This is a genomic window from Streptobacillus ratti (genome assembly GCF_001891165.1).
Taxonomy (GTDB): Bacteria; Fusobacteriota; Fusobacteriia; order Fusobacteriales; family Leptotrichiaceae; genus Streptobacillus; species Streptobacillus ratti.
This window is the reverse complement of record NZ_LKKW01000037.1, coordinates 1-12,932: the sequence shown is the minus strand read 5'-3', so window position 1 is coordinate 12,932 and position 12,932 is coordinate 1. Positions and strand designations below refer to the sequence as shown.

12 protein-coding genes are annotated in these 12,932 nt (G+C 24.6%); all 12 read right to left on the bottom strand.

Annotated elements, in window-relative coordinates:
* Positions 1–76: 76 nt before the first annotated feature.
* Positions 77–703, bottom strand: coding sequence for an MBL fold metallo-hydrolase (locus tag BT993_RS06075; RefSeq protein WP_072593688.1), 627 nt, complete (start codon positions 701–703; stop codon positions 77–79).
* Positions 704–711: 8 nt separating this feature from the next.
* On the bottom strand, positions 712–1,551 hold the full coding sequence (locus tag BT993_RS06070; RefSeq protein WP_083557412.1) for a mechanosensitive ion channel family protein: 840 nt from the start codon (positions 1,549–1,551) through the stop codon (positions 712–714).
* Between the two features lie 13 nt (positions 1,552–1,564).
* On the bottom strand, positions 1,565–2,917 hold the full coding sequence (locus tag BT993_RS06065) for a dihydrolipoyl dehydrogenase family protein (protein ID WP_072593687.1): 1,353 nt from the start codon (positions 2,915–2,917) through the stop codon (positions 1,565–1,567).
* Positions 2,918–2,930: 13 nt separating this feature from the next.
* A complete protein-coding gene (gene ychF / locus BT993_RS06060; RefSeq protein ID WP_072593686.1) occupies positions 2,931–4,031 on the bottom strand; it encodes a redox-regulated ATPase YchF in 1,101 nt (366 codons plus the stop codon).
* Positions 4,032–4,595, bottom strand: coding sequence for a uracil-DNA glycosylase family protein (locus BT993_RS06055; protein WP_072593685.1), 564 nt, complete (start codon positions 4,593–4,595; stop codon positions 4,032–4,034). It lies immediately after the preceding gene.
* A gap of 8 nt (positions 4,596–4,603) precedes the next feature.
* The gene (locus BT993_RS06050; RefSeq protein ID WP_072593684.1) at positions 4,604–5,362 is read right to left on the bottom strand and encodes an MBL fold metallo-hydrolase; all 759 of its coding nucleotides are present in this window, start codon (positions 5,360–5,362) and stop codon (positions 4,604–4,606) included.
* Between the two features lie 106 nt (positions 5,363–5,468).
* Positions 5,469–6,644, bottom strand: a complete 1,176-nt coding sequence (locus BT993_RS06045) for a GTPase (protein ID WP_072593683.1) — start codon at positions 6,642–6,644, stop codon at positions 5,469–5,471.
* 8 nt (positions 6,645–6,652) lie between these two features.
* Positions 6,653–7,552 (bottom strand): site-specific tyrosine recombinase/integron integrase, encoded by a 900-nt coding sequence (xerA, locus tag BT993_RS06040; protein WP_072593682.1) that lies wholly within the window; start codon positions 7,550–7,552, stop codon positions 6,653–6,655.
* Between the two features lie 8 nt (positions 7,553–7,560).
* On the bottom strand, positions 7,561–9,867 hold the full coding sequence (gene topA / locus BT993_RS06035; RefSeq protein WP_072593681.1) for a type I DNA topoisomerase: 2,307 nt from the start codon (positions 9,865–9,867) through the stop codon (positions 7,561–7,563).
* On the bottom strand, positions 9,860–10,654 hold the full coding sequence (locus BT993_RS06030; RefSeq protein ID WP_143604288.1) for a hypothetical protein: 795 nt from the start codon (positions 10,652–10,654) through the stop codon (positions 9,860–9,862). Before BT993_RS06030 ends, topA begins: the two co-directional genes overlap by 8 nt.
* Before the next feature lie 20 nt (positions 10,655–10,674).
* Positions 10,675–11,412, bottom strand: a complete 738-nt coding sequence (locus BT993_RS06025) for a tetratricopeptide repeat protein (RefSeq protein ID WP_072593679.1) — start codon at positions 11,410–11,412, stop codon at positions 10,675–10,677.
* An 11-nt stretch (positions 11,413–11,423) separates the two neighbouring features.
* Positions 11,424–12,806 carry an asparagine--tRNA ligase gene (gene asnS, locus BT993_RS06020; protein WP_072593678.1) on the bottom strand — a complete coding sequence of 461 codons (1,383 nt, stop codon included), beginning with the start codon at positions 12,804–12,806 and terminating at the stop codon, positions 11,424–11,426.
* Between the last annotated feature and the right edge of the window lie 126 nt (positions 12,807–12,932).

Here is a 12,932-nt window from a genome sequence, read left to right as displayed (position 1 = left end):
TTCTTTCTTCTATATATGTATATATATATTATATGAAAATATTCATTGCATAAATACCTTAACTTAAAGAAACAATCTAAAATGCTGAATAATAAAAAGCATATTCTTTAGCAACAGTAGTACTATCTCCATGTCCGGGATATATAATAGTATCCTTTTCTAATTTTAATATCTTAGCTATAGATTTCCACATAGATTCTGAATCTCCTGTAGGAAGATCAACTCTACCATATGTGTTTTTAAATAATGTATCTCCAGTAATTAATATCTTTTCTTCTAAATTATGATAACATATTCCACCACTAGTATGACCAGCTGTGTGTATTACTTCAAATTTATCTATCTTATCTCCATCTTTTAATGTTACTATTTTTATATTTTCTAGGCATGTATTTAAATAACTTTGAGTTGTATCTGCCCATGAAAGTAATGACAATTTGTCATTATATAGAAATTCTTTTTCATTTTCATGTATATATACTTCAACATTTTTATATTCAAGTATCATTGGCAATCCTAAAATATGATCAAAATGACCATGAGTTAAAAGTACTGCTGTTAAATCTAAATCATTTTCTTTAATATATTCTAATACTCTACTCATATCCTTAGAACCAGGGTCAACTATATATGTTTTTTCATCACTTTTTATAACATAAGTATTACTAGTATAATCATAATTTTCACATCTAATTATTTCCATAATGACCTCTATTTATTTTTAATATATACATCAAGTTGATTAAATGGTATTGATATACCTGCCATGTCAAATCTTTTTTTAGCTTCTTCAAGAATGAAAAATTTAGCTAATACATAATTTTCTGGTAATACATACACATTAGTTACAAAGTTAATTGATGAATTAGCAAGTTCTCCAATACCTATAGTTACTTTATCATTTTCTCCTCTAAGTACATATTTACAATCTTCTACTATTTGTTCTAATATTTCCTTAACTTGTGCTAAATTAGATTCATATGATACAGAAATTATTAAATCTAATCTTCTTCTATTTTGAGCTGTTATATTTTTTATTTCATTATTAATTAATATTCCATTTGGAACAATTACTGTTTCATTTTGAAAATTAATAAGTTTTGTATAGAAAATTTCTATTTTCTTTACAGTACCAATATAGCTATTATATTCTATAACATCTCCAACTTTAAATGGTTTAAATACTAATAATATTACTCCACCAAAAATATTTTGTATAATTTCTTTAAAAGCAAACCCTAGAACTACTGAAAGGGCTCCAACTAAAGCAAATACAGATGTTAAATTAAATCCAAATAACCCTATAATTAAATATATTAATACTATATGTATAAATATTTTCAAGAATGATTTTAAGAAGCTTCTTAAACCATGATCTTTAATTTTTGAAAATAGAATTCTATCTAATAATTTTATGATATAATCAGCTATTTTTCTATATAAAAATAATACAATTAACCCTATTAATAATCTAAATAAATTATTTTCTACCCATTCTATCATAAAAGTTAAATCAAATATTTTTTTTAAATATGTCATAACAGATTCCATTTATTCCTCCTATTTATTTTAAAATATCATTTAATCCTTCTGTAAATATAGGGTGAGCGTAAATTAAATCTCTTAAAACTTGATATTTTATTTTTTGGTCTATAGCAAGTGCTAATAAATTAATCATTTCATGAGCTTCATAGTTGATTATAAAAGCACCAATAATTTCATCATTCTCATTAATTAATACTTTAGTAAATCCATCAGTTTCCCCTATTACTAAAGATTTAGGTATAGCTGTTGTAGGTAATTTTTTTACTATATATTTAATACCTTGTTCAATAGCTTGTTTTTCATTAAGTCCTACCTGTGCATAGCTTGGGTCAATAAATAAGACTTTAGGTACATTTCTTCCATCTTTAAGACTTCTTCCTTTTTCTCCTAATATTCTTGGAAGAATTATTCTACTATCATCTAAAGATACTGCTGTAAACATTTCTCCACCTTTTACATCACCTAAGGCATATATTCCTGAAACTGTAGTTTCTAAATAATCATTTACAACTATTGCTCCATTATCAGAAACATTAATATCAGTATTTTCTAATCCAAGTCCATCAGTATTAGGTTCTCTTCCAATAGAAATTAAAACATTATCAAATATATCAGATTTAACTTCTCCATCTTTTTCAAATTTAACTTCTATTTTATCATTAGTTTCATTAAATTCTAATACTTTAGTTCCAAAGTTAAAATTCATACCTTGTTCAACTAATATGTTAAATATAGTTTCAGATATATCATTATCTTCTCTAGGCATAAATTTATCTATACCCTCAAATACTGTAACATCTGAACCGAAATTATTAAAGTAACTTGCAAATTCAAGCCCTATGAATCCTCCACCTATTACTGCTAATTTTTTAGGTAATACTTCAAGTTCTAAGGCATCATCACTAGTTAATATTTTTTTACTTTCTATTCCTTTAATATTAGGTATTCTTGTTTTAGAACCTGTATTTATTACTATATTTTTACTTTTTAAAATTTCACCATTTACCATAACTTCAGTATTTGATATAAATTTAGCTTCTCCATTATATACAGTAACATTTCCATTATTATTTAATAAATTAAAATTAGCTGTATTAACTTTATTAACAAGTTTTTTCTTTTCTGATAATGAATTTTGATATATTATATTATTAAATTCATAATCTCTTTCAACACCTAATGCTCCCATTTCAACTAATAATTTAGATCTATGAACCATTGCTTTTGTTGGAAGACAACCTACATTAGGACATGTACCACCATACATTTTAGAATCTTTTTCTATTATAGCAACTTTTTTACCTTTATTTGCTAAAATTCCTGCTAAAGTTTTTCCACCTTTACCCCATCCAATAACTAATAAATCATACATATATTTTTCTCCTTTACACATTAAATCTAAAGAACATTACATCTCCATCTTTAACTAAATATTCTTTTCCTTCTAATCTCATTGCACCTTTTTCTTTACTACCTGACCATCCTTTATATTCAATAAATTTATCATATGCCACTACTTCAGCTCTAATAAATCCTCTTTCTATATCAGAATGTATTTCACTTGCTGCTTTAGGAGCAAGAGTCCCTTGTTCTATAGTCCATGCTCTAACTTCTTGTTCTCCAGCAGTAAAATATGAAATTAATCCAAGTAATTTAAATCCTGCTCTTATAAATCTATTTAAACTAGGTTCTTTTATTCCTAAGCTTTCAATAAATTCATTTCTTTCATCTTCATCTTCTATTTCTATTAATTCTGATTCAACCTTAGCTGAAAAAGAAACACATTCTGCTTTTATACTTTCAGCATATTCTCTAACCCTTTTCATATGTTCATTTTCAGTTCCATTTACTAAATCATCTTCAGATATATTTAATCCAAACATCATAGGTTTTAATGTTAAGAATTGATATGTTTTTATTACATTTAATTCTTCTTCTGTAAAATCAAAACTTGATAACATCTTGTATTCTTCTAATACTTTTTTACATTTTTCTAATGTATCAACTAATATTTTAGCTTCTTTATTTGTTCTTGAAAGCTTTAAATTTTTTACTATAGCTTTTTCAACAGTGTCTATATCAGCTAGTATTAATTCACTATTAATTATTTCAATATCTCTAATTGGATCTACACTTCCTTCAACATGTATAATATTTTCATCTTCAAAACATCTTACAACTTGACATATAGCTTTAGTATTTCTAATATTACTTAAAAATTGGTTACCTAATCCCTCTCCACTTGATGCACCTTTTACTAATCCTGCTATATCAACAAATTCTACTGAAGCTCCCAATATTCTTTTAGGGTTAATTATCTCTGCAATTTCATTTAATCTTTTATCTGGCACAGAAACTATACCAACATTTGGTTCAATCGTTGCAAAAGGATAATTTGCAGCTTCTGCATTTTGAGTTTTTGTTATAGCATTAAACAACGTCGATTTACCTACATTTGGTAATCCTACTATTCCAATTCCTATCATTTATTTATTCTCCTTAATTAGTTTTAACACTTCTACTATTTTAAATTTTTCTTCTTTTTTTGCTTTTGATATATATGATACATCATATATAGGTATTAGGACTTTTTCAAAATATTCATAAATATTTCCAACACACTTATTTATATTTACATTCATTTTTTTATTATCTTTACCTAAAGCATCTGATATTAATATATTAAAGACCTCTTCACCTACAGTTACTATATATTTTGGATTAACATACATAATTTCTGTTATAAGGACATCTAATAATTCTTCTATAGAATTTAAATCATATCTAATAAAATTTTTATCTAATTTATATAATGAAGTAATATATATATTATCAGTATCTATACCTAAATATTTAAAAATATTTTGTATAACTTTACCATTATTACTATCAAGTATATTTCCATTATCTAAAGCTTCTTTTTCTACATCAGGTAATATCAACATTATTTTAGATTCTTTGTTTCCTTGACCTAACATAATTTCTTCATTACCTTTATAGTTTCTATAAACACTTAATGTTCTAATCCTATATTCTAATTCTTTCCACATACTTCCCCCTAAATTTCAAAAATACTAGTAACATTTTCATCTGAAACTTCTATATCAATTTTCTTATACTCTTTTTTTATATTATGAATTGCAAGTGATGGCATATTATTTTCTTCACTTAAGTGCATTAAAAATATTTTCTTTAATTTTTCTGTATAACTATTTCTTAATAACTTCAAGCAATCTTGATTACTCAAATGACCAAATTTACCCTTAATTCTACTTTTTATATCCCAAGGATAAGATCCAGACATTAATAAGTCATAATCATAATTACTTTCTATAGCTATTACATCTGCATTTTGACATTGAAGCTCCATAGCTTTAGTAACATATCCAGCATCCGTTATATATACAAACTTTTTATTATTTTCTATAAATGAATAACCTAGACAATGTTCGGCATCATGTGTTAAATCAAAATTTATTATACACGCATTTTCAATATATACTTCTCTTTTATTTAAAAATATTATTCTTTCTTCATCATATTTACCTAATTTTGATTTTATAACATTATATGAATCTTCATGTATATATACTTGTGCATTTGTTTTTCTAAGTAATGGTCCTAATGACTTAACATGGTCTATATGTTCATGTGTTATGAAAACAGCATAAATATCTTCTAATTTTTCATTTATACTTTCAAGTTTTTCAATTATTTTCTTTAAACTAAAACCTACATCTACTAGTAATTTTACTCCACCGACTTCTACAAATGTTGAATTACCACTACTGCTACTTCCTAATACTGCAACTTTCATTATTTAATTACCATTTCTTTAGTACTTGAATTATATATTTTATTAGTTGAGTAACAATAAGATAATATTAATAATATTAAAACCACTATTATTTTTCTTAAAATTTTTACCAACATAAATCATCCTCATCTAGTTCTTCTTCAAAATCAGAATTTTTTGATATACTCTTTCTTACTAATGTTTTTACTCCTTTTGGATAATATGCAGTAATTTCTAATGGACCTCTTTTAACTTCAATATATCCAAGTCCAGCAAATACAAAATCTTCATTTTCCTCTATTGTGTAAGTATTTTTTATAAACTCATTTGAAAAATATTTATTATAGTTTTCTTCATCTAAAAATTTAAAAAATCCATTTTTTAATAATTCTTTTGCTTTTTCCATATTAGTAACATGGAATTTAACTTCTCTTGAAGCATATGCAGAAATTATAGCACTCGTTTTATTTTCAGGTATGTTATTAATTTCAAAATATGCTAAATTTTCAAACATGAATACTTGTTTTTCTTTAAGTCTATATGTTTTTCTTGAAATTTCACCACTAGGTACTAATTTATATGATATATCTGAATTTAATAAATCAGATAATCTACCATCAGGAATTAATCCAGGAGTATCTATTATTGTCAACATATATTCCTTAGTTTTTTTCTTATTTACTAACATTTTTTTTGTAGTTCCAGAAAATTTAGATACTGTACTAATATTTTTTTCAAGTAATAAATTTATTAAATTAGATTTACCAACATTTGATACACCTATTACAGCAATCTTAATATTGCTATCCAAATTCTTTTTCAAAATATTTTTGGCTATATATTGTATTTTTCTAAATATACCATTAACTCCATATTTATTCTTAGCAGAAATAAATGCTATATCTTCAGGATATACATTATTTTCTGAAAAATAATATTTAACCCATTTAGATACTTCGGCTACATGTATATATCCAGGTAATAAATCTATTTTATTTATCACAGCAAGTATGGTTTTATCTTCAAGTAAATCTATGATTTCAGTAGTAAATGAAGATTCAAAGTCAATAATATCAAATATAGGCATTACTATATCTGCCTCTTTAATAGCTTTTTTTACTTCTATTTGATAACTTAATTTATCTTCCTCTTTTTCTAAATTTTCACCATAATGTTTTAACCTAAAACATCTTTTGCAAATTATTTTATCACTTGAAATCAATTTTTCATATGGTACATATCCTTCAAGCTTTGAATCGTCTGATTGTAGTTTAACACCACAACCTTTACATTTTTTTTCCATTTTTTCTCCTATTTTTTAGTAGCAAAAGGATGTGATTTCATATACGCATCCTTTAATATATTCTTACTTATATGAGTATAAAATTGAGTTGTTGCTATACTACTATGTCCAAGTAATTCTTGAACAAACCTAATATCAACACCTTGATTTAATAACTCAGTTGCAAAACTATGTCTAAATATATGAGGTGTTACCTCTTTATTTATCCCAGCTTTAATAGAATATTTTGTTATTAATCTTCTTAAAGATCTTGAATCTAATTTATTTCCATCTTTATTGACAAATATAACATCTTTATTATAGTTTTTGTATTCTTTTTTCTTTCTTTCAATATATTCTGATATATATTTTTGAGCATTATTACTAAAAAAAGATATTCTTTCTTTATTACCTTTACCTATAACTCTTAATTCCATATTTTTCAAATCTATAGTATATTCTGTTAAATCAAGTAATTCCATTGAACGTAATCCACTTGAATAAAGAAGTTCTATTATAGCTCTATCTCTTAATCCTGTTATTTTTTCTAATTTAATTACACTTCTTAATTTATCTATATCTTCTTTAGTTAAAAAATTAGGTAATGGTTTTTCAAATTTAGGTGTTGATATATATACAGCCTTATTTTCAATAATATAATCATTTTCAAGTAAATATTTAAAAAATGTCCTAATTGCAGATAATTTTCTATTAATACTTCTTTTATTAACTTGAAGTTCCATATTTAAATAAGCAATAAAAGATCTAAAAGTAAATATTTCTACTTTATTAAAATCTTCTATACCCTCATTATTTTTCAAATATTCTATAAACTGTTCTAAATCTTTTTTATATGATTTAACTGTATTAAAACTTTTATTTAAAACGACTTCTTGATAATACAAAAATTTTTCTAATAATTTATCCATAAAGCCCTCTATTTCTTTTTAATCTTTTTTGTTGTTTTTGCTTTAGATTTATTCTTAGTAACATTTTTTTTAGCCGTATCAGTTTTAGGAATTTTCTTTATATTCTCACATTGTGGATATCCACTACATGCTAAAAATTTACCAAATCTTCCAATTTTAATATTAAATTCACTTCCACATTTTTCACATTTTCCAGCAAGCTCAAGTATTTTTTCATTTTCACTATCTAACTTATCAAAGTATTCTTTTAATAAATATACTCCATCTACGGGTTTTAACGTCCCTTTTTTAATTTTAGTTTTTAAATCTTTAGTTAAAGGTTTTCTTAACTTATCATTTTCATAATCTTCACTTTCAAGATATTCTCCAAATCTCCCAATTTTTAATAAATATTGACTTCCATTAGGAGTAACCATATCAGTTTTAAGTCCTTTTTTTATCTCTATTAATTCTTTTACTTTATCTTTTATCTCAACTATATCTTTGTTAATATCTTCTTCAGTTAATTCTATACCTTGTATTGAGATTTTATCACTACTATCAAATTCACAAACTATATATTTACCAAAACTTCCACTTTTTAATATCATTCTACCTTTACCACTACTACATTCCATATCTGTATATATAACTTTATTTTTAAGTTCATCAACTTTTTGCTTATATACATCCATTTCAGTTAAAAGATGATTATAGAATTCTTTAAGTAAATCAACCCAAAAAGTTTTACCTGTAGCAACATCATCAAGCTTACTTTCCATACCAGCAGTAAATTTAACATTCATAATATTTTTAAAATTATTTTCAAGTAATGTTTTTACTTCTTTTCCAAAAACTGTAGGTATTAATCTTTTTTCAACTATATCTACATATTTTTTTTCTTTAATTGCATCAATTATACTTGCATAAGTAGATGGTCTTCCTATACCTAAACTTTCAAGTTTTTTTATTAATGATGCTTCTGAATATCTAGCTGGTGGTTTTGTATCCCCTGTTTTAGTTAAAATTTCATCAATCTTATATTCCTTATTTTCTTTTAATTCAGGGAAATCTCCAGTTTGTATCATATCCTCACTTTTAAATATTTTATAATATCCATCAAAAGTAATTTTATTTATATTACCCTTAAATATATATTCATCTTTTGATGCAATAATCTGCATTTGATCATATTTTACATTAGCAAATTGAGAAACTAAAAATCTATCCCAAATTAATTTATATAATTTAAATTCATCATTAGTTAAATATTTTTCTATTTTTTCAGGAACCAAGTTAATATCTGTGGGTCTTATACCCTCATGAGCATCTTGTATATTTTTTTTATCAGATACATAATAGTTTCCTATATATTCTTTTCCATATTTTTTTTCTATATATTTTTTTGCTTCAAATTTTGCTTCCTCAGAAACTCTTATAGAGTCCGTTCTCATATATGTAATTAATCCTTTACTTTCTCCATCAATGTTTAACCCCTCATAAAGTCTTTGAGCTACTCTCATAGTCTTAGTCGCATTAAAACCTAAATATGATGATGCAAGTTGTTGTAAAGTACTAGTTTTAAATACAACTGGTGGCCTTTGAGATTTTTTTGAAATTTTTATCTCATCTATAATTACCTTGTTATTTTCTAAATCTGAAAGTGCTTTTTTAAATATTCTTTCATCAAAAATTTTATCTATTTTTTCTCCATTAATTTCACTAAGATTTAATCTAATATCTTTAGCAATTAATATATCTAACTCATAGTATTTTTGTGATACAAAGTTTTTAATTTCTTCTTCTAAATCACAAATTAATTTAAGTGATACTGATTGTACTCTTCCTGCTGATGCTTTTTTACCGACTATTGGCCACAATAGTGGAGATATCTTATACCCTACTATTCTATCTAATAATCTTCTTGCTTGTTGTGAATTAACTAAATTTGTATCTATATCTCTTGGATTTCTTATTGCATTTGATATTGCTGTTTTTGTAATTTCATTAAATTTTATTCTTTTAACTTTAGAATCTTGATTGATATATTTTGAGATATGCCATGCTATAGCTTCCCCTTCTCTATCTAAATCGGATGCAAGGAAAACTTTATTAGCTTTTTTAGACTTTTCTTTTAACTTTTCAAGAATATCTTTTTTACCCTTTATTATTTTATAATCTGGTTTAAAATCATTTTGTATATCAATACCTATCTTACTTTTTGGTAAATCAATACAATGCCCCACTGATGCAAGAACTTCATAATTTGATCCTAATATTTTTTCTATTGTTTTTGCTTTTGATGGAGATTCCACTATTACTAAATTTTTAGCCATTATTCACCTCTTTATTTATATCATCTTTACTCATAACAAGCTTTGCAATATTATTTCTTAAAATATAGTTACAACCTGAATATCTATTTCCATATGATGTACTAGCAAATATTTCTTTTCCCATATCATTCATTATTTTTGAAATTATCATAGCTCTTGAAGTTGAAAAACTTTCTGGAACATATAGAAAATCACTAATTCCAGCAAGTAAACATGTAGATTTTAAAATATTATTTTTGTTTCTCAAATCTTCAAAAGGTTCTATTGAAATTAAGATGTCTTTATCTAAATCATAATATTTAGGTATATATTTAAAATCTCTTGAATTAATATATATCATATTATTATTTTTATTTGAAAACTTCTTCTGAATATACTTATCTGCATCAGTTTCAGTAACTAAACTCAAAGATATATTACTATTTAACTCTAATGTGTCATCTAATATTTTTTTAGTATTTTCTATCAAATCATAATTAGAGCTAAAGGCTAATATATTTTCTAATTTATTAATATCTATATTTGTTTTTAAATAAATATATGGAAAGATAAAACCAGATTGTATCAATTTTTTAGGATAATTTTTATCTTTAAATGATACTACTTTGATATTATCTTCCATACATTTATTTATATAATACTTGTCGTCATATTTTGATGCTTTTAATAATTTATCTAAAATTGTTTGATTTAAATTATATTTTTTAAAATCATCTATAGCATGAAAAATATTATTATATCTCTTCATAATTTCCACACATATATCTTCTTTTAAAATTTTACTCAAATTAATCCACCCCATAATATCTACCTACTTAAATACTCTATCATTTTTTCAACATTTGGATTAGTTCCACCAGAATTTAAATATCTTTGTAAATAATTTACGGCACTTCTTTTATCACCAATACCTCTATATGAAAGTCCTAATCCTAATAAAGAATTTAAATGTACAGAATCTGAATAAAGTACTTTCTTATATTGCTTAATTGCAATCTCATATTTACCAATTAATCTTGCTCCTAATGCTGAATTATATACAGTTCTAATTTCATTAGTTTTAAGACCTAAATTCATTGCTCTTTCATATAAGCCACTTTTCATATATATTGTTGATAAAGTATATATGTTTTCAGAATTATCACTTGCTAAAACTTCTTTTTCAAAAGTCATATATTCTTGATATTTAGCTCCATCATTTAACACATCTCCAGGAAAAGCAAATGTTCCATTTGAAGTACCTTCTGAAACTTCTCCATCTGTAGCTGTATTAGTAGTAAAATTAATTTCTCCTGTATTGTTAAATATTCTATCTGCCAAATTTCCAGATTCTGATTTTATTTTTTTCTCTATAACTGATAATAAATTTTTAAGAGAACTTCTATCATCTTCTGTTATTTCAGTTTCAGCCAATTCTTTTCCTTTTTCTAATGCTTCCTTATATTGTCCTTTTTGTAAAAGAATATCAATTTTTTGAAGTTCTTCTAAAAAATCTCCCTTAAGAAATAAAGGAATAATAAGTAAAACAAAAAATATTTTTTTCATATTTTCTCCTCTTAATACTCTAAGCTTTTTGCTGTTCTTGGGAATGCTAACACATCTCTTATATTTGAAATACCTGTAATATACATTAACATTCTTTCAAAACCTAATCCATAACCTGAATGTGGGAATGAACCAAATTTTCTTAAATCTAAGTACCATGAATACTCTTCTATATTCAATTCTTTTTCTTTCATTATATTAACTAATTTATCGTAATCATCTTCTCTTTGACTTCCACCAACAATTTCACCTATACCTGGTGCTAATAAATCCATAGCTCTTACAGTTTTACCATCTTCATTAAGTTTCATATAAAATGCTTTAATATCTTTTGGATAATCTGTAACGAAAACTGGTTTTTTAAATACATTTTCTGCTAGATATCTTTCATGTTCTGATTTTAAATCCATACCCCATTCAACTGGAATAGTAAATTCTACTTTTGATTTTTTAAGTATATCAATAGCTTCAGTATATGTAATACGTCCAAAATCATTATTTACTATATTATTTAACTTATCTATTATACCTTTTTCTATCCATGTATTAAAAAATTCCATTTCAAGTGGTGCGTTATCCATAACATATTTAATAATATATTTAATCATAGATTCTGCAATATCCATGTTTGTTTCTAAGTTAGCAAAAGCGATTTCAGGTTCTATCATCCAAAATTCAGCTGCATGTCTTGCAGTATATGATTCTTCTGCTCTAAAAGTTGGTCCAAAAGTATATGTATTATGAAATGCTGACGCAAAAGCTTCAACATGTAATTGACCTGTAACTGTCAAAAATGAAGGTTTTGCAAAAAAATCTTCCCTATAATCTATCATATTTTCTTCATTTCTAGGTATATTATTTAAATCAAGTGTTGTAACTTGAAACATTTCTCCAGCACCCTCAGCATCTGTACTAGTAAATATTGGTGTTTGTACATATACAAAGTTTCTTTCCATAAAAAATTTATGTATTGCATATGCAAGTAATGATCTAACTCTAAATACTGCACTAAATGTATTAGTTCTAGGTCTTAAATGAGCTATGGTTCTTAAAAATTCCATACCATGTCTTTTATTTTGTAAAGGATTTGAAATATCAGCCTTATTATACACATAAATAGTTTCAGCTTTAATTTCAAAATTTTGTCCTTTCCCCTGTGATTTAACTAAAGTACCCTCTATAGAAATTGAAGAATATATTGATAACTTTGAAATTTCCTCAAAATTTTCTAAACTATCATCAAATATGACTTGTATACCTTGAAAATATGTTCCATCATTAAATTCTATAAATCCTAACTTCTTTTGTGATCTTATTTTCTTTACCCAACCATCTAATTTTATTTTTTTATCTAAATATTTTTCTATATTTAATTGTAAATCTCTTAATTCCATAATATACCTCCATTTTTCTATTTCTTACTTTTATTTTATTCTTTAATTATACATTATTTATCAAGTATTTTCAATATTTATCAAGTATTTTTAAAAAATAATAAATTAAAAAAAAGAGGAGAGTTC

Coding starts and splice junctions, on each gene's coding strand:
- BT993_RS06075 (WP_072593688.1), bottom strand. CDS start 703: ATGGAAATAATTAGATGTGAAAATTATGATTATACTAGTAATACTTAT.
- BT993_RS06070 (WP_083557412.1), bottom strand. CDS start 1,551: ATGGAATCTGTTATGACATATTTAAAAAAAATATTTGATTTAACTTTT.
- BT993_RS06065 (WP_072593687.1), bottom strand. CDS start 2,917: ATGTATGATTTATTAGTTATTGGATGGGGTAAAGGTGGAAAAACTTTA.
- ychF (WP_072593686.1), bottom strand. CDS start 4,031: ATGATAGGAATTGGAATAGTAGGATTACCAAATGTAGGTAAATCGACG.
- BT993_RS06055 (WP_072593685.1), bottom strand. CDS start 4,595: ATGTGGAAAGAATTAGAATATAGGATTAGAACATTAAGTGTTTATAGA.
- BT993_RS06050 (WP_072593684.1), bottom strand. CDS start 5,362: ATGAAAGTTGCAGTATTAGGAAGTAGCAGTAGTGGTAATTCAACATTT.
- BT993_RS06045 (WP_072593683.1), bottom strand. CDS start 6,644: ATGGAAAAAAAATGTAAAGGTTGTGGTGTTAAACTACAATCAGACGAT.
- xerA (WP_072593682.1), bottom strand. CDS start 7,552: ATGGATAAATTATTAGAAAAATTTTTGTATTATCAAGAAGTCGTTTTA.
- topA (WP_072593681.1), bottom strand. CDS start 9,867: ATGGCTAAAAATTTAGTAATAGTGGAATCTCCATCAAAAGCAAAAACA.
- BT993_RS06025 (WP_072593679.1), bottom strand. CDS start 11,412: ATGAAAAAAATATTTTTTGTTTTACTTATTATTCCTTTATTTCTTAAG.
- asnS (WP_072593678.1), bottom strand. CDS start 12,806: ATGGAATTAAGAGATTTACAATTAAATATAGAAAAATATTTAGATAAA.